This is a genomic window from Pseudomonas sp. MF09156 (assembly GCF_059862305.1).
Window position 1 is genome coordinate 21,290 of the sequence record NZ_JCBCUR010000018.1, and the last position, 23,270, is coordinate 44,559.

Consider the following 23,270-nt stretch of genomic DNA (forward strand, 5'->3'; position numbering starts at 1 on the left):
TTCTCCATTCTCGAAAGCAGTAGCCCAAGAAAAGGAGAATCCCCATAGGGGAAGACTCCCCCAGTGGGCGTTTTATTTGTGCGGTTTACGCAGCAACTACCAGGTCGATGACAGACAGGCTGTCTTCACTGGTTTTTTTGGTGAAGCTTACGACCGGTGTGAGCCCGTGATAAACCAACTCGGCACACAACGAATGCATCATCCATGGCGGGCAGCTGACCAAAATGGTAGTTGCTCCAATCTTCTTTGCTTCAGCAAGGGCAATTTCAGCAAGGCGCACAACACGCTTTGCGATACCTTCCTTGTTTGGCAGCACCGGGAAGAAAAGGAGATTACGAATCTCCTGGAATTCCTTCCAACTCGTTAGATCACAAACCCCGAAGGACTCGAGTTCACGGGTAGTTTTAAACTTGGTCAGATTAACGACGACGTTGGTATTGCTCATATTCTCAACTCCAGTTTTCAGAGCGGAGAAATCCCATACGGGTTTCCCCGCATGGGTAGGTTTTTAAGCTGATTAGAGTCGCAGCTAACGACCCGTGCCCGGCACGGACAAACATCTACGCTCATGCGTGGATGATTGATTCTGGGGGGTAGCATAGGTCAAATGGACTTACGCTTACTTGAACAGTCCCGATCGGGACTGTGAGGATTCTTGAGCTGCAGTAGCGCGCAGCTTACGCACCTTTCGGCTGACCAATGATGCCTATTTACAGTGTTGCCTGCAAGCTTCTAGCATCACGCAAATTTGCGGCCTATATACCCACGTTCCTGGCTTTTGGTTGCCCTGCAATATTGAGCCTCCACAGCTAAAAAAACCCCGCTTACGCGGGGTCAGTTCTGGTTAAAGGTCGTCGTAGTGATCGCGCAGCCAGGAAAATACCCGGTAGCCCTGGCCGAGCTTCACGAGCGCGCAGAAGCCTTCCCACGCAGCCCGGCAGCTCAATTTGATGAAACGCATAAGCGGCTTCCTCAAAGAAGCCTGGCCCCGCCGCCCTTACCGGGCAAGGCAGCGGTTCTACTGAAAGGGGTCAGCGCTTTCAGCGAGCCAGGTGTATTTCGGCCCTTCCTTCCCGGCGCGTTTTCCAGACGCGGTGAAGGGGCCAGGGCATAACCTCTGCCCACGACTTACCTAATACCGCAAAACCCACGACAGAAAAAAGCACTTCGGTGTTTTTTTGAAATAAATATGCAATTTCGCGCCAACCCCTTGACTGCGCGAACTCATGACGATCTAGAAAGTTGTAAAATGACGACTCAATTTAGCGGAGTACGGCTAGATCCTGCCTATTTCAGTGGAGTTCGACGCATTTCGCAGGTTTCCATTCATGATTCAAGGACCCTTGCTGACCTACGATGAAGCTCCGTTATTATCCATGAACGTATTGCGCAAATGCGTAACCGTAATTTATGCTCAATTCGTCAGCGCTTTCAGCGAACCGCAAACCGAACTCCAATTCGGTAAGCACAAATAAACCGCCCCTCCAACGGCGGTTTTTTTGTGTCTTAAATCCGCCTCGGATTCGACTCACCGCGCCCAGCGCTTTTGCGAGGGCCAAAAAAAACCGTCCTGGCAAAAGCCAGAACGGTCCAACCTATCAGCCTTTACTGGCCATCAAGACAGTCTCGCAGCATTTCGTATACGTGATGAACACGCACACAAACCACCACGAAGTCCCACGCACGTTTCAAAAACTTAAACATGCTGTGGCCCTCCCGTAGTTGGGCCTAACCTCCAGTACGCTTATCGGGATACGCGAACCTTTGGGATAACACGCTAGTGTCCCCTGTGAGGCGGCAGGGCTAAGGGCCTCCTGCATAAAACCCGACACGGATTACTAGCCCGTGGCAGCAGGTCCAAAATTCTCGCGCATGCCCGGCCAACCTCAAAGGCTGACGAACGCGGAACTACTAGCAATATACGAACAAAAAAGGGCTTTGTGTTGCGGCGGATGGCCTCAATGAAGCCCAAAAACGCACACATATAGGCCAAAGCCCCAGCGGCCGGGCGTTTGCCGGGTATGGATTTTTTAGAGAAAATCGCCCGCTGATCATAAATAACGATTATTTATTTACGCTAAACCGTAAACTCGATAGGATCAGCGAACGCTAGTGTTCCCTGTGAGCATGCAAGCCCGGCCACTAACCGGACCTGCAAAGAAAAACCGCCCTACTAAGGCGGTTTTTTTTCGTCTGAACTTTCTCCGTTACGCCTCACACGGAGTCGCTATGGCTATCACCCTGGAGCTGTCCGCCTTTGAGCTCAAAACCCCTGCTGACTTCCGCCGGCTGCAAGCCGAGTTCCAACGCACCACCTCCAGCATGCCCAGCCTGGAACTGGACGAACCCTACAGCGCGCCCAGGGCCTGTAATCACAGCTCGACGGTAAAGCCGCGTCGGCAAACTTCACCACGGCATTCTCGCTTTTCCAGATCCGCAGCGGCTCGCGCCGGGAGCGCACCGGGATCAGCCGCGCCGTTGGGCCGCTCATGCGCATCGATAGGGTCCACTGGCGATCATCGCCGGCAACCCGTCCACCACCACCTCACGGAAAGCGTGATGGCTGATCGAAGCCTAGAGCGTGTCGTCGTGGATCGCCTCGACAATCACTGTTCCAGCTCCAGCAGGAGCCCCCGGGCGTACCAAGAGCTTTAGCGCGTGCTCGCGCACCAGGGGCGTCAGCGGCACCCCGGCCAGTTGATCGGAGGCGCTCATCGTGCCACCCCTGACGGGCCGCCGTGCTTAGCGGCTTCGGCCAGGAACGCGGCGGCCTCGGCGTGCTGCAAAGCTTGGCCCTCCACCAACTGGTAAAACCACACGCTCAGGCGCGTGACGCTGCGCGCCTGCTGCTGGCCGACTGCCTGCAAGTAGTCGAACATCTCGCTTTCCAGGGTACTGACCGCGCGCGCCAGGTTTTCCGGTTTAAGAGCCTGGGCGACGTGCGCGGCCAACTCGGCCACCTCGGGGGCATAGCTGCGCAGGGCGCTCAAGCGCACTTGATAGGTCGACGTGACGGGTAACGGCATGGCGGCGTTTCCTTTTCGAGTGAGGGGGTCAAGCTGCGTGAAACCACTCTAGGGTGTTCTGGTATGCCAGGCCAGGGGAGTTATGGTTTCCGTGGGCAGAAAAAAAGGCCCCCACACCAGGGCTCAGTGTAGGGGCCTTTTTTACAAAATAGGCGTTATTGGTAATCCTGCAGGTCACTCCTTCTCCGCGCGCGCGATCACCAGGTGCGCGGTTTCAGCCAGAGCAATTAACGCCTGTTCGTACCGCTCCCTTGCATGGCCTGTTGCCTTTTCCGCTTGAATCCTGGCGACAACGTCTGAGGGTCTGTTATCCCTTAACCACCCCTCATCCCTGCCCGCACTGATCCAGGCTTTATGAGCGGCCTGCACCGCATCACTGGCGGGCTTGATTTGGTCAATATTGATCGTCTGCACTGCGCGGGTTCCTTTCCGTAACTTGGGAGATAGTCCGGCAGCGCTACAGCACGCCTTCGGCGCGCTCGATGGCCGCTTGCGCCAAGGCAGCCAACCTGACCAACTCTAGGTGGTATGCCTCTTTAGCTTCTACGATGCCGCGCATTCGCTCGGCGTGTTCGTCGTTGCTGTCCGTCACATGGTGCCCCGTGGACGCCTCGACAAGGGAGTCCCAGCGAGCATGGGCGGCATGGATTCGGGCCAGTTGCTCGGCCAGGGGTTGGCTATCAATCATCGACATGGTGGGTTCCTTTCCTGATTTCTTTAATTCGCTGGGGGGACGTATACGGCCGGGGTCTGTCCCTACTCGGGTTCTACAAACCCTTGTTCTGAGGATACCTGCCTGACCACTGGAATACACATCTGGTGCTACAGCACAAATTAGGAAGCCCTAAAGCCCACAGATTTACTGGATTTTTGGGGTGTCACTCAGTGGGTTAAATTCGACCACGTGCTCCGTCCCAAAAAGACTTGAGACGGAAAATAAACACCGGGAATAATATGAATACTGCGCTCGCAAGCACAGATAAGCTCACTACAGTTACCGCACCACTGAGTGCGTGCCACATACCGATCTCGAGATAACGTGCCACAAGATCCGCTGACCTGATGATGTACTTCATTGCAACGCCTTCCCCTTGGAAGGGGATCATCTGGAGCAGGACGACTAGGCCACCGAAACCGATCGTGACGATGGCAAAGCCCTTGAGACCTAGGGCGATATCGGCTGTACTTGGGATCGCGTGCATCGAAATAATCATCACGAGCAATGCAAGAGCGAACCCCTGCAATGAGCTAGTACCCAGGTGGACGACCGATGCAATGGTACCGGTGGCCACAGCGCCTATCCAACCCAGCAATGGGACCAGGCCCTGGTCGGGAATACTTAGCTCGTATGCTTTGCCTAAGGAGACAACGGCTATTGCGCTCCCGGCCAACAATGGGGCTACTCCTTGAACTAGGAGGCCAATCGAGTTGCGCAGAGAAAACGGACTGTAGGAAAACTCAACGTAGCCAAGCTGCCCAGTGATCGCATCTGGCGCAAATAAGGCAAGCTTCCTGATTCGAAGGCCGAAGAGCACGCATGCAATCGCGTGAGACATCTCATGTACCGGCCCACCAATGATTCCAGTGCTCCGATAAACAACCCAGGTCTTTGCAGAAAACCGAGAGACCAATCTACCCCAGAGAAATATCGCACCGGCCGGCACAATCAAAAGTGCGAGGAAGAGGTAAATCATGCGCGCTGCCCCGCTGTTGCTTCCATCTCCCGGCGGGCCTCAGCGTGACTTTTTTGAATCACGACTTGGGTGATTGTGTTGATCACCAGGACCTTCTTCGCCCTCGTGGCTGCGACATAGAGCAAATTCAGCTCATCAATACGCTGATCGGGGGTGATCTTCTCTTTATCAAAAATGTCTGGGAAATCTTCTTCAAGGACCACCACATCCCACTCCAACCCTTTCGAACGATGGCAGGTGCTTACGATCACATCAGCGTCAAGCGGATCATCTGTTGAGTTGCGTCGTAGGGCTGCTATCAACTTCGGTATGTCCTCGTGCTCTTTAAGTATCCTGAGCATCCGGTTCATCTCGGCATCTTTAGACTCCTCAGCCGCTTCCGAAAACCCACCAAAGTCACTGAACTGCCCGAACAATCGCTTGTTGCGAATCTCCTCCTTGCGGCCAACTTTCAGATAGTAAACGTCCTCAAGGTCGGCAATCTGGTATGCCTCAATCCCCCCATTCCAGTAGACAACTTGACCGTCAGATACTGCGTCAATGGCCGTCATGATCACACCAATCACCGTGCGGTTGAGAACGGTGTAGTGGCTACAACCAAAGGGCAGCGATGTCGTCACCTTGTCCCGGGCACCAAACCCAACCAGGGGACGAGTTTCCCCTTGTTGTCTCAGGATCGCATTTGCTACGCCGGCAATCATCGGACCGAACCGGAATGAATTGGTCAAGAACATCGACGCCGCTCCCTGTACGATCTGCGTATCAAGCGCGTTCTCAGCGCCCCGCCAGCGATAGATCTGCTGCCATTTGTCACCAACAAAAATCTTCCTTGCCTTTTGCCCCGACACGATCGAGGCGGTGACAGGGTTGCTGTCCTGAGCCTCATCGAAAAGGATCACGTCATACGGCAATTGCGGGTAGCTCAGTTGGTAGAGTTTTAGGTAAGCATCATGCTGGCAGGGAAATTTGCTCTCGATATCGATCATTTCTTCCCAGAGCAACTGGGCATAGCCTAACGTCCGGTCAAGATGATCAGCTCCGTGCTCCGCCGCATCCTCTTCGCTGATCCCAGCAAAATAATGTGCCTCAGTAATTTCAGCATCTGCACTCGACAGATAGGCGTTAAGCACCGAAATTGAGTCCCTAACATCTCCCCATTTTCGAGTCTTGAGCAGCCCTGCGGCGTCAGTCAGACGTATGTTTCCGAGCTTATGCTGATAGGTCTGGCCAAACTTCGGCCAGGCCAATTGGTGTGACGTCTTACACGTGACGTTCTTTGGAAATTTTTCTGCACCTTCATCCCTAATCGCGCGGTTGTACGCTAGATAGAGCATGCGCAAGTGGCTGTTATGGTTGGCATAGGCAACAAGCGTTGTCGTCTTGCCGCATCCGGCATAGGCCTTCACCACCAGATGGTCACCTTGGTATTCGATGATGGGGAGCTGTTCTGCGGTCGACTTCATTGAGGCGACTCCATTTTGTTTTTTGCACATTTACCGCCGTAGACAGACAGCGCTGCTAAGCACCAAAACGAAAACACGGCATCAATCAGGTCGCCCATTGGGAGATAACGAACAACTAGGGCTACAGGCTCTGTCACCACCAGGAACGTCGCATACCCTGCAACGGCCTGCATTCCGAAGGTGCGTAAGGCCGCTGCGATGAGAAGGGCAAGTAGTGCGCAAGACAGCAAGCTATGAGTGGAGCTGGAGCTTGAGGCGAAGTGGGTACAGGCGACGACCATGCCGACCGCTACTGTAATTAAGCCAGCAGTGTGACGACTGGATATCGAGCGCAGCTCTTCACCGCTGTGCTTGAACGTCAGAATCATGACCGCGTGCGAGCCGATGCCTGCCAGGTAATCAATGAGTGGTGATCGGCATATCGCCGGAGGATATTTTTCGCTAGGCATTTGAGTCTCCTTAGGTGAGGAGATCGTTTCATGCAGGTCGCGGGGAAAGGTCTGGTTTCGGGCGGCTTTTTGGTCTGAATTACGCAGACGCCGCCCCAGATCGGGGCGGCTGGAGGGGGCTTACAGTTTGCTAGTCGGCCCAAGTACCTTGCGTCGATCGTCCAGCCTCACCAGTTTTCCGGTGACCCCGGCCACTCATACTCTTCACTGCTGCACCTCTGACAGCAGAAGAGAACTACTGCCAATTCGTATTGGAAGTATTAGTAAAAAACGAGATCTTTCTTCAGACTTTGGTTGAAATGAATTCGAATGTTTTGCATGTATTTCGGAAGCCTGCAAGGCTCCAATCCTGCGTTAAAATCGAAAGCAAGAGATTAACTCATTTATAATCATTCAAAGCTCATCATGATCATCATGAAAATACACAACATTTTTGTTGAGTTTTTTACACGAATTGATGAATTGTGCTTGATATGCTTTATTCTTGAAGCCATACATACATGCAATGGCTAATTTATCCAGAGGAGATGGAATTTTAGGCGGTTCATAATAAAATTTAGACGTGCTAGGGCGACACCTCTGCCAATGCATAATTGAGTCTTGGTCTTTTTCAGTGACGCGGACTACCGACATATTAGTCTCTTCGCATCCTTTTACTGGTGATTTCATTCCGACGAACTCATGTATCAATCCGAGGGCATGGCCAATCTCGTGACCTAAAACGAAATCAATTATAGTGTTATTCGGATCTATACTTACGACACTAGGTGGACCATTCCAGGGAAATGTAGCGCGCCCAGCGACTTCCCCCCCCGTGTCCTCGTTCGGCTTCACTGTCGCGTATGTGAAGCGAATATCGATGCTGCTATTCTCCTTAATGCATCGCCCGTCCTGATATTGAGAGTGTGTAAAGGTGAGATTGGCATATTCAGTCCATTCGGTCAGCATCTTGTCAATTTTTCTGACAAGTTCGTTGTGATTTTATTTATTCTGCGGAAATGAATTACTGACACAATAAGTCAAGGTGTGACCGAGAAGTTTATTAAACTTTATAGATCTGCCAATTGAATGACTGATGGGGTCAGACTCAGTAAGTCCGGCTCTTACTTCTACTGAATGGGAGCTGATGAGTATAGTTGCGAGTAATATGGCGAAACTGAACTGTGATTTCATTCCGTACCCCCAACCTTTAGTCATTCTTCCAAGCTATATTAGTGATTTTAGCATCTGAAGAATTGTATTTGACCGTGTGAGTTCTCACACTGCTATTAATAATAGAGAGCGTGTAAGTATCTCCGGTGCTATCTGTAAAAGATAAATTGATGGAAGATGTAAAGCCAGAGTTTGGACCTTTTCCGACAACCGTTATCTGATAGTTGTAGATAGTGCCATCAATCCTGACCAGCTTTATAGACTTAACGCTGGCTCCGCTCTTGCCCACAATCACATCCGATATATCACTTGAACCATTTATAGAAACATAATGGCCCAATTGAAGTCCGGTTGGGCATTGGGCGTTTGAATTCTCTCCAGGAGAGTTGCAAATGAAATCATCATACTGCGCTTCGCTCATAATTTAGGTTCCTTCTTTTTCTGAGTCTGCTATAAGGCCCGCTGGCACCCGTTCACGGATCGTGACTCTCAATCCTTGGGCCACAATTATGAAATCATGTGAGGCTTGGCTCTACAGGTCCGGCACAGCGGTGACTTCCATGATTTTCACATCCTTCCCAAAGATAATGCGGCGGCCCTTGGTCAACGATAAACAGCGCACGGCATGTCATGCGAAAGAGATTAGCATCTGATTAAAGGAACGAAAGCCAGATGTACCCACAAGCCCTCTCATGCGGGATTTTTCTGTGTTTGTACACGCTGCTTTTGAAGAATTTCGCATTTTTTTCGGATACCGCCACCTGTCACTTCACTCCATTATCCGTATCGGCGGTTGCTTTTGGCACGACGGACGTTGTAACCCTTTACCCAGCTTTTCAGATCTTCGCTCGGCGGTTTGGGCTGCACGGTGCCGATCCATGCGCGATCTGGTAGCTCCTTCATGAATGCCTGGTATGCGTACTGAGCCCATCCGTCTTTTTTGCCGGTCTCACGGGCATACCCAAGCAACTCGCAGAAAGTGTGTTGTTTGCTAGTCGGCCCGAGTACTTTGCGTCGATCGTCCAGCTTCACCAGTTTGCCGGTGGCCACCGCCACCCCATCCGGTATTACGATTTCATTGCCACACTTCGGACAGAGCAAGCCGCTGAAAACAAAGCTGCACTTTGTGCAAGGCTTGGTTTTTTTCTCCTGATCGCCTTTGTCCTGCGGACGGCGGTCAAGACGCTCCCCTTCGCCGTTGTCCATAGCGTCGGGTACCTCGTCTGTAGGCTTCCCGTTTAGCAAGAGGTTGCCAGAGTGGTCGATAATAATGCAGTCGATCTTTCCTGTTTCAGGCGAAAGCCTCAGACCACGGCCAATCATCTGGTAGTGAAGCATCAGGGATTTGGTCGGTCGCGCAATCACAAGGCAACTGGTCGACGGATCATCAAACCCCTTGATCAGCATAGCCACTGAGACCAGGACCCTTATCCTACCCGCCTTGTACTGGCGCAGGATCTCCTCCGTCTCATGTGGCGGCATGTAGCCGTCAATGTGCGCTGCGGCAACGCCTGCCTTCAAGAACTCTTCAGCAAGCTTCTTGGAGTGCTGGACGTTGCAGGCGAAAACCAATGTTTTGCGGTTTTCACCCAGTTCTTTCCAGTGAGATACCACGTCACCTAGGAGCTTGGCGTCACCCATCACCGTGGCGAGTTCGTCCTCGATCCAGTCGCCGTTTAGCTTGGTGCTAACGCCCTTCAGCGAAGGCACGGATGGGGCATAGCACACTGTCGGGACTAGGAACCCTAGGTCTGTTAGCTCGCCAAGGGAGATGCAGTTGATCAGCCTGTCAAAGATGCGACCCAAGCCGCGTCGCCAGGGCGTAGCACTTAGCCCGATAACTGGAACCTTATTCCTCCGGCACCAGTTGATCAGCTCAATGTGGGCCTCGTGGATGACATGCGCCTCGTCAATGAGAACAAGGTGTGGTTTGTGGTGGTTGAGCATGTAATCCAGGCGAGGACGCAAGCTCTGTATCGTCGCGACCTGGATGGGTTTTCGGTAGTCCGTCCAGGGATGGTCTGACTGAATTGCTCCAGCGATCAATCCATCTTTATGGAATCGCTCAAGTGTCTGATCTAGAAGCTTCAAGCTGTCGACGATGAACCACGCCTTCCGATTTTTCGCCTGCGCGCCGGCAATGATGTGCTTGGCCACCTCTGTCTTACCGGAGCCTGTGGGGCTCATCAGCATCTGAATGGTCGCGCCAAGGCTGATGCCCTTGCGGAGTTCAAAATCCTGCTGCTGTTGGTAGGGTCGGAGTTGCATTGAGGTTTCCCGCTGAAAGAACTACAGGCAGGAAACCATTGCCTCGAAAAAACCCAAGCTAGGTGCTTGATCCACCTGATGGACACAGAGCTCGGGCACAGCCTGATCGAGACAGATGTTTTTTCTGAGAATGCGAGCCGCATATGGACCATCCCTGAAGCCCGTATCTTGATTTGGGTTTTGCGGGTTACGTGCAAACGTAGTTGTCATTGCCTGTGCTTTCGCCCAGGCGTCAATGATGGCCAAGTGAAAGGAGGCCTAGATGGATGACGTAGGAAAGGCGCGCGCTCTTAGGTATGCAGAGTCGCTGCGAAACGCAAGCTGGGTTATCGATAAGGATTCAGCAAACCCACAAAATGCCGTTGGATTCTGGCTTTACTCATACAACCTGGATGCAGGCCCCCGGCTCGTAGGCCAACTGACGTTGGACGGCTATCGAGCCATGCAGTCCGGAGAAGATCTGAAAGAACTTGGCGGGCTCCAGCCAGCCGATGTTCTGGGCGCAACCCTCACCGCATATGACGCACTGCCCGACCAGAACCGCAATGCAGGGGAGTCACAAACCGTCATATCAGCGCTGTCCCTATACGCCAGTTCAACTATGACCTTGCAGGCGCTGGCGCCTCTCAAAACTGGAGCACATCAGCACTTCATGGTGTTCGATTGGCTTACAGCGACCGGCAAAAGGATCTTTCGCCCGGCTGCGGCAGTCACCGGATCCGTTCTTGCTCCTGAAGCTCTTGCCGAATTCGGGAACATAGTGCTCTGCGCGCATGTGTCGAAATACCCCCACGAAACGCCTTTCCAACTCCAGACTACAGGTTCTTAACTCATGCCAATCCGTCACATCATCGTTCATCAGATCCACAAAAAGCCTGATGGAACCCCAGCTGTATTGCATGCCCGCGACACTGAACTTGCAGCGTCGGCAGCCATCGAGAACATGCTCGGCGACCTCAACGAGAGCTACAACGCCAAACAGGGCAAGGCCTGGGGTTTCTTCCATGCCGAGTCCGGCGCGCATCCATTCAGCGGTTGGTTGAAGGCGTATTTCGACGGCAGTCAGGATTTCACCACCTTCAGCCGCATTGCGGTGGAGCACCTGCAGAAGGTGATGGAAGAGTCCAACCTCTCCACCGGCGGCCACGTGCTGTTTGCCCACTATCAACAGGGCATGACCGATTACCTGTCCATCGCCCTGCTCCACCACAGTGAAGGCGTGGCGGTGACTGAAGAACTGGACGTGACCCCCTCACGGCACCTCGACCTGGGCCAGCTGCACCTGGCAGCGCGCATCAACATCAGCGAGTGGCAGAACAATAAGCAGTCTAAGCAGTACATTTCGTTCATCAAGGGCAAGAACGGTCGAAAGGTCTCCGACTACTTCCGTGATTTCATCGGTTGCCAAGAGGGTGTAGACGGCCCGGGCGAGACACGTACCCTGCTCAAAGCCTTCACTGATTTTGTCGAAAGCGAAGACATGCCGGAGGAGTCCGCCCGCGAAAAAACCAAGACCCTGGTGGATTACGCCAGCAGCCAGGCCAAGCTCGGCGAGCCGATGGGCCTGGAAGAGCTGTCAGGGTTGATCGATGAAGATCGACCAAAAGCCTTCTACGATCACATCCGCAACAAGGACTACGGCCTGTCGCCTGAAATCCCGGCGGATAAGCGCACCCTCAACCAGTTCCGCCGCTTCACAGGACGCGCCGAAGGCCTGTCCATCAGCTTCGAAGCTCACCTGCTGGGCGACAAGATTGACTACGACGAGAACGCCGGCACGCTGATGATTCGCAATCTACCCACCCAGTTGCGTGATCAGCTCAAGCGCGGCTAGAAACCTGCCCCGTCCAGTTCTGGACGGGGCAAATCCTGTTCAATTTTTACGCAAGCTCAAGCCGTCGAACCCAAAAAGCAGCACCGACGATCCCGAGGGTCGCGAGACGGAGAAAAGTGTTGCAGCGACGTGCTGCACAGTGCTCTTCGATGCTTACTTGTAGCGTTCGCTCCAAGAATTCAAGGCTTAGATCCATGGGATTTCACTCAGAAAATTCATACACGGCTATCAAACACTAAGGAGAAGCAATCCTGAACTGACGACGGGAACTTGGGATTCTCGGCGATCGTGAGAGAAAGAGGCGGATAACTTATTCGGAGAACCATTTATGCAGGTCGTCACGCCCCAAGCCTGGAGTCAGGCTGGACTTACCCTCAACCTGGTCATTGGAGTTCTCGGCTCACAGCAGGCGCTTTCTCGGTTGAAGGCCAAGCTCGAATTAGCTGTTGAGGACGCTTTGCAAGGGCTCTCCCAAGAGGCCAGCCATGAGCTTGGAATTGAGATTGGTCGCTGGAACATCGAAACGTCCACCTCCCAACCAGAGGTCAACAGGTCGGCGTCGATCGGGCCAGCCCCTGATCATTCGATAGAGGCACCTGCAACCCCCTTGGAGTCGGCATCCGAGGGATCCCTGAAAGCTGGATCATGTCTATGAGCACCATATTCGCCGTGACACAACACCCCGAGCACAAGCGTTTTATAGTGCGGGACATCTCTGACCAGTACGAGACTCCGACCTTTGACATGATTTTCCGAGACCAGGAGCACGGCGTTGAGCGTTGCTCCGACAGCGTGTGGAGTTCGCACGAGCAAGCCTCGGTGGCTGCAGAGGCACTGGAGAAGGCGGATCGTCGTCCAGTTCACTGGGGTGTCTTGCAGAGTCTCTAGCCACCGGCATTCCATCCCGCCTGCTATGCACTTGGGTTGTGCCTGGCAAATAGGATATTCGGAGCCTAGATCGCACTCGACCTCTCTGAAAAGGAACCCTATTCATGCGTACGCTGGTACTGCCGCTCAAAGGCGTGTATTACGATGCTATCGAGGCTGGCCTCAAGCAGGAAAAATTTCGGGCTACCACACCCTATTGGCGGCGGCGTTTGGTGGGACAGAGCTTTGACCAAATTGAGCTGACACGGGGCTATCCCAAGCTCGGAGACGACGCACGAAGACTTGTGTTGCCCTGGAAGGGCTATCGCTTGACGACGATCGTTCATCCACACTTCGGCGCAGATCCAGTCGAGGTTTTCGCCATTGATGTTTCGCGCTAACGATGCGTTTCAGTGAATCCGATCAAGCAGCATTTCCGACTGAAAAAACCATGTGCGAATTGCCCTTTCCTGATGGATGGAGCCATTTCCCTAAGCCCCGGCCGCTTGGAGGGAATTGCTTCTTCCCTGGTGAAGGATGATCACTCGACCTTCCCGTGTCACAAGGCAGTGCATTCAAAACGGGGTGGTGACTGGGACGACGAGGGGAATTATTCGCCCTCGGGGCACGAGTCGATGTGCGCGGGAGCGGCTGCTTATCTCATGAAGAAAGGCAGGCCGACCGTGGGTATGCGGTTTGCCTTTGCCACTGGCGATGCATCCCCAAGCGACTGGGATTCGGTGATAGAACTCGTGATCGACTGACTTCTTGGGTTCTCATCACTACGGGTTAGGTTCGTTGCAACCTTCCCAATACCACCTGATGAGCACCATGGCTAGATCAAGAGTCGCAAACGCAAAAACTGAGGCCTCGAACCCAGCAGAACACCGCAAAAACCTCATTCGCCTGCTCAACGCAAACAGCCACCGCCATCACTTATGGGATGTGTTCGCCGACTTCTGCGAAATGGGCGCGTTAGCGATGAGCAACAGCGTGGACCTGGCGCACCGTAATGAGCGTGAAAACCGGTATCTGAGCCTTATTAAGAAGTATGAACCGAATGAGCTGCATCGATTTCCCCAAATGCTCGCAGAACTAACCATGGCAATGGAATATGGCCCTGATGATGTACTGGGCCGAGTATTCGGTGAGTTGGAACTCGGTAATTGCTCAAGAGGACAGTTCTTTACCCCCTACCCTGTCTGTCAAATAATGGCCACTCAACTTATAGGCGACGGTAAAGATCTACATGAACGACTGCAAGAACGGGGTTTCATAACTGTAGCTGAACCCGCATGTGGCGCGGGAGCCATGCCTATTGCCTTCGCCGACGCACTGACCAACAAGGGAGTAAACTTCCAAAGCGCCCTGCATGTTATTGCACAGGATTTAGATTCACGAGCAGTTCATATGACCTATCTTCAACTCAGTATTCTGCATATTCCTGCAATCATAATCCTCGGCAATACGCTGCTGATGGAACAGCGCGAGTTGTGGTACACACCTGCGCATATTCTAGGAGGTTGGAATTATAAACTTAGGAACACTCAAGAACTAAACAACGAACAAGCAGACTCAGTAAATATATCAGATGAATGTATCAAGCCTTTGCCAACGGCGAAGCAAATTAATGGACATCAATTCGCATTGTTCTAATTCGGTATATCGGAAGCCATACTTAAATTCCGTATTTTTTCTCGACATTTTAAGGCATGTGAGCAGATTTTTAGGGGAACAACTTTTATGTGGCAACTATTTTACGTCGCAGTCGCGTTCTTATTGCTTGGTTGCGATTCACAACTGGATGCGGCGAAAAAGGGAGTCAGTGGCGCCCCCCAAGCGCACGAGCGTACTCTGCAATATACCGTTGTGCTTGATGGATCTCAGACGATCCAGGCGATCCTCATTACCAACGGAAAGGACGAGACTGACGTAGGAGCAGACGCTGATTCCTTGCGTAGCCTTGCGGGTTTCAGGACCCAGATAGCTTTCAAAGACTGTGGCCGCCTCAACTTTGCCCGTACCGGTCCTGGCGCAGATGTCGTGCAATCTTTTCCAACCAGCATAGGTATGACATCGAAATGCCAAATTCAAAATTTGGAGAGCAGTGGAAAATTCGTCAGTCAAAGTAATATACTTGCGGAAACACTAAGGACAGTCCATGAACATTTTGCACATTCACGATCTTACAACCCTAAAACAATCCCAAAAAAACGATATTTTGCGATTAGCACAGCGCAACAGCGCTGAACTGATGAACCGGCCTGTTAAGCCTAACCATCCGATGTTCGGTCTTGCCAGCGCTTGGATGTTAGCTGATCTAGAACAGCAGATAACTGCACACTCTGGCAAACAACTTGACTGCGAACTTATCCTTATTAATGACGTAAATTCAAAGGCAATCGCATTTTTGACCTTCACTCGCGCTAACGACTCATGCACCGCGTGCGGCCTTAATTATGTGTGCGTTGATTCCAAATACAGAAAACAAGGGCTCATGACTTTAATGATTGATTACTTAAAGTCAAATTATACAGATATTGCTCTTTGTTGTTTTCCGAGCCTAGTAGGCATGTATGAAAAACTCGGCTTTTTAATGTGTGAGGCTGCTGAAGCGCAAGTAGATATGCGGATTGGCAAACTACACGAAATGAAAAAATATCCTAAGGCAAAGCTTTTGGATAGCCCAGACGTTAAACACGCCACTGAGCTACTAGCAACTAAGTATGGCAAAAAAAAGGCAATCAAGATCAACGATATATTTGACGCCGAAACAATACAAATCACACTTAAGGTTGAAGCCTTTGTGCGTGATCGTAAACGAACTCTTTGAATACAACACATCAGTATGGCTAAGCAATAGTATTACAGCGATACCCCGGGGCACATACGGTTTCCGGGCCCCCTCCTCCCCCATTGCTAACCCCCCCATTACCCCAAAGCTATCGCCGGCGGGCCAACGCTCACATTCTGCCTCCAAGTGGATATTTTCCATTGGTAAGCAACTGTGGGCCATAGTGTGGGATAATGAATTTGGGTTTTCCCACAGGCCACGTTAAATCAGACCTGTAGCCATTTTGTACGGGGATAACTTATCCTCCTACATTTCGGCGAGATCTTGGGCGCTTACTGCATGTGCGCCTTGTATGTGAATGAGCCGTGAGGAATCCCGTAGTGAAAAACCGTGATGCAAATTTGCACGACGAAGGTGATCAAATTTCTGGTCAGATCTACCACGTCACGCCAACCCGAAATCTCGATTCGATTATCCGAGAGGGTTTACGGCCGATGATTGGACCGCGCTCTGTTTTGATCGGTGAGGTAACAGAGAAGGTCTATTTCTTCGGCACTATGCATGCTGTAGAAGACGCTCTGAGTAACTGGCTTGGGGAGGAGCTTGATAAGGAGCCTGGAGCGATATCTGTTCTCGCTGTGGATCATTCCGGATTACATCTCTCTTCAGGCGCGGGCTATGAGCTTGCTTGCTTACACCTCGTACCTCCGGAGAAAATTTCCCTCGCTTTTGAGGATCAGCCGCCAGCGAGCAAAAAGAATCAGCAAGTGACCAAAGGCACTGCATGAGCAAACTGACTCCTAAGTTCGTCAAGGACGTCGACCAGCCCGGCTCCTACCAGGACGGTCGAGGGTTGATTCTTCGCGTTTCAGCTACCCAGCGAAAAAGTTGGGTCTTTCGCTACATGCTGGCGAAAAAACGTCACGATCTCTCCCTGGGTAAATTCCCTGCATTGAGTCTCAGGGATGCACGATTGGAGGCTGACAAGTACCGACTTGATATCGCACGCGGCACCGACCCAGCAGCTGAGCGAGCGAAGCTCAAAGCCACCAAAGCCTCGCGGACCACTACTAGCCAAACTTTTCGGGCTTCAGCAGAAAGGTACATCCGCACTCATTCGTCGAGCTGGTCTAAGAAGCATCACCAACAATGGCAAAACTCACTCACGAAGCATGTCTACCCTTGCATAGGCGGCTTTCGCATAGCCGAAGTCGACACGGACGATGTACTGGATGTGCTGACGCCTATCTGGAGCAAGGTCCCTGTTACAGCGAACCGCGTCCGGAATCGCATTGAGCTCGTGCTTGATGCGGCGAAAGCACTCAAGCTTCGGCAGGGGGAAAACCCGGCACGGTGGCGCGGTCATCTCGACAAGCTCTTGCCCAAGCAATCACATACGGTAGTCCCCTTCCCGTCTCCAGCACCTTCTCGCACAGCAGAGCTGTTGGCCAAGCTCGACTCCCTGGATGGGTCTGCAGCTCGCGCTGTTGAATTGGCCATATTGAGCGTAACTCGAAATCAGGAGGTCAGCGGAGCCCAGTGGCCTGAAATTGATTGGGAGATGAAAATCTGGCGCATCCCGCCGGAGCGCATGAAAGCGGGTAAGGCTCACCGAATACCCCTTACGGACCAGATGCTGGACGTACTGCGGCAGCAGCTCGGAAAGCATGACAAATGGGTATTTCTAAATTCCTGGCGAACAGGACCTATTCCCGGCAATGCGATGGCCAGAGTGCTTGATCAGCTTCAAGTTGATGGGGTTGTCCCGCATGGGTTCAGATCTACTTTTCGGACGTGGGCAGCTGAAGATACCGATCACCAGCGAGAGGTTTGCGAAATGGCTCTCGCGCACACACTCAACAGTAAAGTTGAAGCAGCATATAACCGCGGGGACTTGCTGGATAAGCGGCGTGTCCTGATGAAGGATTGGGGAGAGTATCTTGCCGTCAATGCTCCCCAGGTACAGGGCGATGTATCAGTTCTATCTCCGGACCCTGATGCGGAATCAGACCAGGCCAATGTGGTACCAGCGGCTTGAAAGATCCGTCAACCGGACTCGAAGGCTTCAGACATGGCTCTTGAGAAGGTTGTAGGTTTTGTTAATTAATGCGATTGAAATGCTTCTCGTTGGAGCCTATAAAACGGCTACCCGTGTCAGCGGATAGCCGGTTATTTCCCCCCCGTCGCACCTTATTCGGAGGCTTGGCCGAAAGTCGTGCCACGAAGATTGTTGGCCTCGTGGCAGATGCGAGCAACCTCCAGCATCGCTTTCAATGCTCGCTCTTCAGTCTCCTTGGTGGCAAATGCGATCATGAACCCGTGCAGCAGGCCAACGAGCATTGCCCCGCTGTCAGCGACGTTACGGTTCCCAGCCACGGCGGAAAATTGTTCCAATAGAGCTGGTGGGGCTTTTTGCAAAAAATCCTGACCTAGCGATTTTCCAATGCTGGCGGCATGGGCGCACTGGTGGGCTAAAACTTCTTCAGGCGACATTGGTGTACCGTCATGATGCTCGAAGGCAGCCGTCACATTGCTACGGCCGTGCATGCCAGCGGCTATACTTTCAGCTCCCTGCCGGATCTTCTCAACTGCAATTCGTGCAATGTCGATATCTGATTGTGTGTCATCCATGACGGCTGCCACCAAGCGCTCATCGACGTTCTCATTCATATTCATTTGATCCTCCGTTGATAGTTATTTACCTCCTTTCCACGTTCTCATTCAACTCACAAAACCCAAGCACCTGGTTAGCAAACCAACAACATAAAAAAAGGCCGGGGTAACCGGCCTTGATCTTGAAGGTCATCGTGAGCTCATGAGTCACTGGGTTCGCCAAGACTCCACTACGTCTTGGCCATATTCCGTTTTCCACTCCTTGAGCACTTTGTGGTTGCCGCCCTTGGTTTCAACATGCTCACCCGTGTTTGGGTTACGGTAAATCTTCACTACTCGTGGCGCGCGAGTCTTTGCCGGCTCGATGCCTCTTTTTTTAAGGTAGTCTGGGTCAAAAATCGCGATTATGTCACCCAGGTGTTTTCCATACTCCGACATTAATACCCGGAGCTTCTTCTCGAACTCCATTTCCTTCACAAGCGCTTCATTGCCGCTCAATTTTTCCAGCCGGACCTGAAGTTCTTTGATGGCTTCCTCAGTTGCGCGGTATTCGATAATGAGGGACATATTGTCTCCTTGGGTTGGGTTTATACCACTGAGCCGTGTTGGGGCTATGGAGAGGCTTTGAGAGCCTGTTCTAGATCATGCCTACCGATGTAAGGAATGCATAGCCAGCTAGGAAGCCAGTGCAAGGCCAGAAAGCATAGAATTGAATGTTGGCGCTCAATTGATTTTTCATTGTGTTCAAGAGGGTTAACCCTCTTCCTCCAAGCGATTAATTTCGGTAATAACGCTCTGCATATTCTCGATCGCGGTTTCGGCGGCTTTTCGCGCCTTACCGAAGAGTATTTCCTTACCTTCAAGCAGGGTGTCCAAGCGATTATTTTCTCGACGCAGTTGCTTTGCTATGGAGTCGAAATCCTCACCCTCCGGTGCTTTTTGTCCCTGAAGTTTAAATTCCATTGCCTGGGTGTGCTTTGACATCAAGTCACGGACAACGCTACGTTGCCTGTCGCTTTGCTCGTCAAAACCGGTGATGCTGCCAAGAAACTTTACGACTGCTTTCGCACTGGCCAAGGCTTTAGGACCTACCTCTAATTTCCCTGGGCTTGTTTGTGCAGCTGCCTGGTCAGCTTTCCCTCCAGGGACATCATGATGTTTGGATGGAACATTGTCAGCATCTGCCTGGTGATCGGGAGTCTGTCCCGGGATATGCTCAAAGCTCTGCTCCTGCTTCTGAAGAGAGCGCACGTCGCTACCTGGCACCTCGTTTGTAGTGTTTGCATCATCGACGACAAATCCTGACGCGGTGTTGCTATCCACCCCAAAGAGGTTAGGGCCAAAATCCATAACGGTATCGTCCTGGGACGTTTGCATCTGGGTATACCTTTCAGTGCGGGCTTTGATCTATCAAAACACCTGGCCAGAAAATCCCAACCTTCATGGTTCCTCAGCGTATTTGGATTGCATTTTGACCTTAACCCGGGGTTCAAGTCTTTTCGCTATATCTACTACAAAGGCCAAGAATTGAAGATCTAGCCCTTCTTCAACCTCATTCATGATGTCGTCAGCAACACCCTCTGCCTCTCGCCCAAAATGCATGCCGGCATCAGCCATTTCGAAAAGCAATTGAGCTGCAGGTTTTCTTTCCAATGTATAAAAAGCCTCCGACTCTTGTTCTCTAGCTGCTACCAGGTTACGAGGAGTGTCAGGAGGCTCTGCATCGTCCTCGACTTCAAGTGGTACTGGAGGAGGCAAGGAACCCGATTTATCTGTTGGCGGGACTACCTTCTTGGGGGAACCAGTTGTTGCCCTGCCCTCTTCCCTCATATCTTTAGCTGCTTTACGAATCGCCCTGGGCCCGCGGCTACATAACTCTTGCTGTGTTTCTTTCTGCAGCTTGGCCACCTGCTCAGCCGCAGAGACGCTGACTTCGCCGGCCTTGACTGCATCCAATAACTCTTGGGTGCCGTTCCGGACAACTTTACAAGCTGAGGATACCGAGCGAGGACTGATACCTAACACTTTAGCTGCCTGCTCAATAGCCATTTTAGCCGCTTCCAACTCTTGCCCCGCAGCTTTCTCAAGATCAACCGTTATGGCACTACTCCCGCGTAGGGAGGAAAGCTCGGCAGCAATCAGTGCACGCTGTGCAATAGTGAGCTGCCGGCGATACAGGTTGAGGGAGAGGACGTAACCCAGGGCATCATCTCCCGTGAACTCCTCTCTCATGGGTTCGATCAGCAGATCCTTGCAAACTCGATAGCGATTACGGCCATCAAGGATCTTCCCTTCGTAAAGAACGATCGGCTCGCGCTGCCCGTTAGCATCGATGTCATCAAGCAAGGCCTGGTACTCATCACCAACAATTAGCGGAAACAGTTGAGCGTAATCGTGAAACTCCAAATCTACGTTTTGCATATGCAGCTTCTCGTTCCATGTTCTATCAAGAAACGATAAACCGGGTAAAAATTGGAATGACGCTTTTTCAAGTCGTTTTCACGTCTGATTTTGAGTGGCGTTGTTATCCGTCAGTATAAAATCTAAGGCAAAAAAAACCCTGCCGTTTTAAGCAGGGATTGTGATTGCCAATATTTCTGGAGAACATTAAATCACTATTAAATCTTCTCTTGCAGTTGGCTTATCAGTTCCTCAAGAGCCTCTTGATCTGGCTGTGTATCAACGAATCTAAGCGTTTTATCTGAAAGGACTTCCATGACACCCCACTTCAGTTCGTGTAAATCCTGGCCCGGCTCCGGTGGAGTCTCCCAATAGGGAAAGCTTCTGACTACATGAGGCGGAATCTTTGTGATCATGGCTGAATCTCAGTATTTTCTGTCAAGGCAAAGGCTGAATGCTAATCGGTGTATAAATATACAGTCCTGATTCACCACTAAAAACAGCGTCAAAAGTACGTCATTTCCAGCTCGTAAATGACTTGCAGAACGGCAACACCTATAAAAGTTGTCTCATAGCACAGCATAAGCTAGGGCCATGCCTACAGCAAACATTAGGACTGCACAGACCGTTTAAGACTTGACAAGTTTCATTAATTTGATGCTTTTTTTCAATTGCTCAGACCACCGGCGCCTTGATCCATCCAATGGTTCCATAGCGGCCTGGCTATCTAAAGCATAGGTGATTACCGGAATCTCTACCCCCGCAGCTAAAGGTTATCCATAAAGCAACTTGGTTAAACCTTAGGCCTATGCGCCAGGCTTCCGGCTAATGCTACACGCGTATTCCATCCAGGGCAGCATATCGACATACAGATCTGGTTACTCAAATCTGATGTCGAGGTCGTTTACTGGCAGGCATTGATAGCCACCTTAGGGCTAAGCCAACCTTGCCTGTATGCCTCTGCCATCGCCACTTTGAGCTCTGGGATAGATGAGATATCACAAGACACCGTGGGTTTCTTGCCCCCATGGTCTGTGGGCAGTTCCAAGATCACCTGGAGGGGGTCGTTCAGCGAGACCTGGAATCTTATGCTCGGAAGACCGGCGAAGGTCACACAAATCTTCGCCTGGTGCAGTTCGGCGTAAGCTTGCCGTGCCTCCCCTTCATGCTCATACGCCAGAGAGACGTGGTGTTTGGTTGAATTGGTCATAAATAATCCCTGGCGTTTGGTCTACGCAAATTTGCGTGACGCTTAGTGCTTTGTTTTGGGCCCTCGCCTCGTTGCGTATGAACCGATCTTCACTGCTCAGCATGTGTATCCGAGCAGGAGCAGAGCAATTCAGCCAGTGTTCTGCTATCACTGAAAACAACTCGATACGGCTCAGGCCGAGCAAATGCTCAGGCTCGATCTTGGGTAGCTGTTCGAAGGTGGTGAATCGAGTTTGCGGTTGCACCACTCTGTGTTTTGGTTGCGCGACTGCGGTTGCCATATATCCCTATCTCGAAGTCTAAAAACCATATTCTGTCATGGCACTTTGCCTTCGTGTTCATGTTTTCAGACTGAATTATCGTCTGAAATATGCAGTTACAATGGTTTTGAGAATCATTCACTAGAGATCAGAGAACGGTCAATTCCCTTTAGAAAGGTCTCAAACTGTTCGGCTAAGCGTTTAGCATCAACGGATTTTTCGCAGCGAACCTCCACTTTTTTCCCTTCAACACGAACTCGACCTATCCCGCTGATCTCGGTATCGGTGAACTTGTTAGTCGGATTTTTCTGGTTCAGGGCTGCAATTTCCTTAGCCAGCCACCTCAGTGCGTGCTCCTGACTCCACTTTTGATCTCTCATTGCAGTTACAGCTTTAAGAAGTAATTCTGGAGCTGTACTGCTGAACTGAACAAAATCTTTAGCCCATTTTCCGCCGATCAGCGACGGTATCTCGTCCAGAATCAGACGTACCGCTTTCGGAAGCTCCATAAGCAGCAGGCATCTACTAATCACCGAGTGATTTACCCCTACTCTCCTTCCCAAACTTCGAATCGAACGCTCACCTTTTGATTCCAATATCGAAGAATAAGATTTTCCTCGCTCGTATTCAGTGAGTGTTTCCTGGCCTTCGTTGTCCGTCAGTGCCAGGATTTGTGCCATAGAGTCATCCAACTCGCGCACATGTGAGGTAATAGTATCCCGGCCTAGTAGTTTGTGAGCCCTCCATCTACGCTCACCTCCAATTAGCTCAAAAGATCCATCTCCTAATGGCCTGACAGTAATAGGCTTGACCAAGCCAACTGATGCAATGGAGTTGGCGAGTTCCTCAATTGCAGTTTCACTGAACGTGAGTCGAGGCTGAAATGGAGATACACGTATTAGCTCTGTGCGAATTTCAGCGATCACCCCACTTCCTATAACCAGGTTACTGGTTTCTGTGATTGCCTGAGCATTTGCAGACACTACTGCAGTTTCGTGTCCAACCGGCGGATTGCCTCCGGATTCTGACTGTTTCTGAGCAAGCATTTCTCTTACCGAAACGTTCAAGTTGGGTTCTGGCAATTCTGCTGGCGCTCGTTTTACTCCTGACATCCAGCTTGGAGCTTTTTTTGGATTACCAGGGAAATCCTCTGACTTAGCCATTTCTTCTCCTTCAATCAACCTTGGTCTTGTCCAATTTCCTTTCGGGTGGTGCTCGGAGCACCAGTACCCCAGTTATCT

At 51.6% G+C, this 23,270-nt stretch carries 24 protein-coding genes and 1 pseudogene; 8 read left to right on the forward strand and 17 right to left on the reverse strand.

The window, feature by feature from the left end; genetic code table 11:
- Positions 1–85: 85 nt before the first annotated feature.
- The 11 genes and pseudogenes from AC19YY_RS26000 to AC19YY_RS26050 form a co-directional block, all read right to left on the reverse strand.
- A complete protein-coding gene (locus AC19YY_RS26000) occupies positions 86–445 on the reverse strand; it encodes a hypothetical protein (RefSeq protein WP_500605090.1) in 360 nt (119 codons plus the stop codon).
- A gap of 2,129 nt (positions 446–2,574) precedes the next feature.
- On the reverse strand, positions 2,575–2,715 hold the full coding sequence (locus tag AC19YY_RS26005; protein WP_500605091.1) for a hypothetical protein: 141 nt from the start codon (positions 2,713–2,715) through the stop codon (positions 2,575–2,577).
- Positions 2,712–3,026, reverse strand: coding sequence for a hypothetical protein (locus AC19YY_RS26010; RefSeq protein WP_500605092.1), 315 nt, complete (start codon positions 3,024–3,026; stop codon positions 2,712–2,714). Before AC19YY_RS26010 ends, AC19YY_RS26005 begins: the two co-directional genes overlap by 4 nt.
- 174 nt (positions 3,027–3,200) lie before the next feature.
- Complete coding sequence (locus tag AC19YY_RS26015) at positions 3,201–3,440, reverse strand: hypothetical protein (protein WP_500605093.1); 240 nt, start codon at positions 3,438–3,440, stop codon at positions 3,201–3,203.
- A gap of 43 nt (positions 3,441–3,483) precedes the next feature.
- Positions 3,484–3,720: a hypothetical protein gene (locus AC19YY_RS26020; protein WP_500605094.1), complete on the reverse strand. Its 237-nt coding sequence runs from the start codon at positions 3,718–3,720 to the stop codon at positions 3,484–3,486.
- A 196-nt stretch (positions 3,721–3,916) separates the two neighbouring features.
- Complete coding sequence (locus AC19YY_RS26025; RefSeq protein ID WP_500605095.1) at positions 3,917–4,720, reverse strand: hypothetical protein; 804 nt, start codon at positions 4,718–4,720, stop codon at positions 3,917–3,919.
- Positions 4,717–6,183 (reverse strand): 3'-5' exonuclease, encoded by a 1,467-nt coding sequence (locus tag AC19YY_RS26030; RefSeq protein WP_500605096.1) that lies wholly within the window; start codon positions 6,181–6,183, stop codon positions 4,717–4,719. Before AC19YY_RS26030 ends, AC19YY_RS26025 begins: the two co-directional genes overlap by 4 nt.
- Positions 6,180–6,632, reverse strand: coding sequence for a hypothetical protein (locus tag AC19YY_RS26035; protein ID WP_500605097.1), 453 nt, complete (start codon positions 6,630–6,632; stop codon positions 6,180–6,182). Before AC19YY_RS26035 ends, AC19YY_RS26030 begins: the two co-directional genes overlap by 4 nt.
- A gap of 393 nt (positions 6,633–7,025) precedes the next feature.
- Positions 7,026–7,595 (reverse strand): annotated as a pseudogene (locus tag AC19YY_RS26040) (zinc metalloprotease); the annotation flags it as partial.
- A 226-nt stretch (positions 7,596–7,821) separates the two neighbouring features.
- Entirely contained in the window at positions 7,822–8,205 is a 384-nt protein-coding gene (locus AC19YY_RS26045; protein WP_500605098.1) for a hypothetical protein, read from the reverse strand.
- Positions 8,206–8,561: 356 nt separating this feature from the next.
- Positions 8,562–10,052 carry a DEAD/DEAH box helicase gene (locus AC19YY_RS26050; RefSeq protein WP_500605099.1) on the reverse strand — a complete coding sequence of 497 codons (1,491 nt, stop codon included), beginning with the start codon at positions 10,050–10,052 and terminating at the stop codon, positions 8,562–8,564.
- A gap of 262 nt (positions 10,053–10,314) precedes the next feature.
- Between AC19YY_RS26050 and AC19YY_RS26055 the strand changes: the two genes are divergently transcribed.
- The 8 genes from AC19YY_RS26055 to AC19YY_RS26090 all read left to right on the forward strand — a co-directional run bounded on the left by AC19YY_RS26055 (position 10,315) and on the right by AC19YY_RS26090 (position 17,585).
- On the forward strand, positions 10,315–10,881 hold the full coding sequence (locus AC19YY_RS26055; protein WP_500605100.1) for a hypothetical protein: 567 nt from the start codon (positions 10,315–10,317) through the stop codon (positions 10,879–10,881).
- 3 nt (positions 10,882–10,884) lie between these two features.
- The gene (yejK, locus tag AC19YY_RS26060) at positions 10,885–11,886 is read left to right on the forward strand and encodes a nucleoid-associated protein YejK (protein WP_500605101.1); all 1,002 of its coding nucleotides are present in this window, start codon (positions 10,885–10,887) and stop codon (positions 11,884–11,886) included.
- Positions 11,887–12,878: 992 nt separating this feature from the next.
- Positions 12,879–13,154, forward strand: a complete 276-nt coding sequence (locus tag AC19YY_RS26065; RefSeq protein ID WP_500605102.1) for an ASCH domain-containing protein — start codon at positions 12,879–12,881, stop codon at positions 13,152–13,154.
- Positions 13,155–13,166: 12 nt separating this feature from the next.
- Entirely contained in the window at positions 13,167–13,517 is a 351-nt protein-coding gene (locus AC19YY_RS26070) for a hypothetical protein (protein ID WP_500605103.1), read from the forward strand.
- Between the two features lie 58 nt (positions 13,518–13,575).
- A complete protein-coding gene (locus tag AC19YY_RS26075; protein WP_500605104.1) occupies positions 13,576–14,409 on the forward strand; it encodes an N-6 DNA methylase in 834 nt (277 codons plus the stop codon).
- A 505-nt stretch (positions 14,410–14,914) separates the two neighbouring features.
- On the forward strand, positions 14,915–15,586 hold the full coding sequence (locus AC19YY_RS26080) for a GNAT family N-acetyltransferase (RefSeq protein ID WP_500605105.1): 672 nt from the start codon (positions 14,915–14,917) through the stop codon (positions 15,584–15,586).
- 341 nt (positions 15,587–15,927) lie between these two features.
- Positions 15,928–16,335, forward strand: coding sequence for a hypothetical protein (locus tag AC19YY_RS26085; RefSeq protein ID WP_500605106.1), 408 nt, complete (start codon positions 15,928–15,930; stop codon positions 16,333–16,335).
- Entirely contained in the window at positions 16,332–17,585 is a 1,254-nt protein-coding gene (locus AC19YY_RS26090) for a tyrosine-type recombinase/integrase (protein WP_500605107.1), read from the forward strand. The genes AC19YY_RS26085 and AC19YY_RS26090 overlap by 4 nt, the downstream gene beginning before the upstream one ends.
- A 152-nt stretch (positions 17,586–17,737) precedes the next feature.
- Here AC19YY_RS26090 and AC19YY_RS26095 read toward each other — a convergent pair whose 3' ends face one another.
- From AC19YY_RS26095 to AC19YY_RS26120, 6 genes are all read right to left on the reverse strand, one after another.
- The gene (locus tag AC19YY_RS26095) at positions 17,738–18,223 is read right to left on the reverse strand and encodes a hypothetical protein (protein WP_076965293.1); all 486 of its coding nucleotides are present in this window, start codon (positions 18,221–18,223) and stop codon (positions 17,738–17,740) included.
- 144 nt (positions 18,224–18,367) lie between these two features.
- Entirely contained in the window at positions 18,368–18,727 is a 360-nt protein-coding gene (locus tag AC19YY_RS26100; protein ID WP_198800235.1) for a histone-like nucleoid-structuring protein, MvaT/MvaU family, read from the reverse strand.
- Between the two features lie 186 nt (positions 18,728–18,913).
- Positions 18,914–19,537: a hypothetical protein gene (locus tag AC19YY_RS26105; RefSeq protein ID WP_500605108.1), complete on the reverse strand. Its 624-nt coding sequence runs from the start codon at positions 19,535–19,537 to the stop codon at positions 18,914–18,916.
- Between the two features lie 63 nt (positions 19,538–19,600).
- Positions 19,601–20,581: a ParB/RepB/Spo0J family partition protein gene (locus AC19YY_RS26110; RefSeq protein WP_076965369.1), complete on the reverse strand. Its 981-nt coding sequence runs from the start codon at positions 20,579–20,581 to the stop codon at positions 19,601–19,603.
- A gap of 883 nt (positions 20,582–21,464) precedes the next feature.
- The gene (locus AC19YY_RS26115) at positions 21,465–21,770 is read right to left on the reverse strand and encodes a hypothetical protein (protein ID WP_500605109.1); all 306 of its coding nucleotides are present in this window, start codon (positions 21,768–21,770) and stop codon (positions 21,465–21,467) included.
- Positions 21,771–22,163: 393 nt separating this feature from the next.
- Positions 22,164–23,192 (reverse strand): ParB/RepB/Spo0J family partition protein, encoded by a 1,029-nt coding sequence (locus AC19YY_RS26120; RefSeq protein WP_076965343.1) that lies wholly within the window; start codon positions 23,190–23,192, stop codon positions 22,164–22,166.
- Positions 23,193–23,270: the final 78 nt, after the last annotated feature.

Coding starts and splice junctions, on each gene's coding strand:
- AC19YY_RS26055 (WP_500605100.1), top strand. CDS start 10,315: ATGGATGACGTAGGAAAGGCGCGCGCTCTTAGGTATGCAGAGTCGCTG.
- yejK (WP_500605101.1), top strand. CDS start 10,885: ATGCCAATCCGTCACATCATCGTTCATCAGATCCACAAAAAGCCTGAT.
- AC19YY_RS26010 (WP_500605092.1), bottom strand. CDS start 3,026: ATGCCGTTACCCGTCACGTCGACCTATCAAGTGCGCTTGAGCGCCCTG.
- AC19YY_RS26100 (WP_198800235.1), bottom strand. CDS start 18,727: ATGTCCCTCATTATCGAATACCGCGCAACTGAGGAAGCCATCAAAGAA.
- AC19YY_RS26090 (WP_500605107.1), top strand. CDS start 16,332: ATGAGCAAACTGACTCCTAAGTTCGTCAAGGACGTCGACCAGCCCGGC.
- AC19YY_RS26075 (WP_500605104.1), top strand. CDS start 13,576: ATGAGCACCATGGCTAGATCAAGAGTCGCAAACGCAAAAACTGAGGCC.
- AC19YY_RS26120 (WP_076965343.1), bottom strand. CDS start 23,192: ATGGCTAAGTCAGAGGATTTCCCTGGTAATCCAAAAAAAGCTCCAAGC.
- AC19YY_RS26020 (WP_500605094.1), bottom strand. CDS start 3,720: ATGTCGATGATTGATAGCCAACCCCTGGCCGAGCAACTGGCCCGAATC.
- AC19YY_RS26000 (WP_500605090.1), bottom strand. CDS start 445: ATGAGCAATACCAACGTCGTCGTTAATCTGACCAAGTTTAAAACTACC.
- AC19YY_RS26115 (WP_500605109.1), bottom strand. CDS start 21,770: ATGACCAATTCAACCAAACACCACGTCTCTCTGGCGTATGAGCATGAA.
- AC19YY_RS26025 (WP_500605095.1), bottom strand. CDS start 4,720: ATGATTTACCTCTTCCTCGCACTTTTGATTGTGCCGGCCGGTGCGATA.
- AC19YY_RS26080 (WP_500605105.1), top strand. CDS start 14,915: ATGAACATTTTGCACATTCACGATCTTACAACCCTAAAACAATCCCAA.
- AC19YY_RS26105 (WP_500605108.1), bottom strand. CDS start 19,537: ATGCAAACGTCCCAGGACGATACCGTTATGGATTTTGGCCCTAACCTC.
- AC19YY_RS26035 (WP_500605097.1), bottom strand. CDS start 6,632: ATGCCTAGCGAAAAATATCCTCCGGCGATATGCCGATCACCACTCATT.
- AC19YY_RS26065 (WP_500605102.1), top strand. CDS start 12,879: ATGCGTACGCTGGTACTGCCGCTCAAAGGCGTGTATTACGATGCTATC.
- AC19YY_RS26110 (WP_076965369.1), bottom strand. CDS start 20,581: ATGCAAAACGTAGATTTGGAGTTTCACGATTACGCTCAACTGTTTCCG.
- AC19YY_RS26045 (WP_500605098.1), bottom strand. CDS start 8,205: ATGAGCGAAGCGCAGTATGATGATTTCATTTGCAACTCTCCTGGAGAG.
- AC19YY_RS26095 (WP_076965293.1), bottom strand. CDS start 18,223: ATGAATATGAATGAGAACGTCGATGAGCGCTTGGTGGCAGCCGTCATG.
- AC19YY_RS26005 (WP_500605091.1), bottom strand. CDS start 2,715: ATGAGCGCCTCCGATCAACTGGCCGGGGTGCCGCTGACGCCCCTGGTG.
- AC19YY_RS26030 (WP_500605096.1), bottom strand. CDS start 6,183: ATGAAGTCGACCGCAGAACAGCTCCCCATCATCGAATACCAAGGTGAC.
- AC19YY_RS26050 (WP_500605099.1), bottom strand. CDS start 10,052: ATGCAACTCCGACCCTACCAACAGCAGCAGGATTTTGAACTCCGCAAG.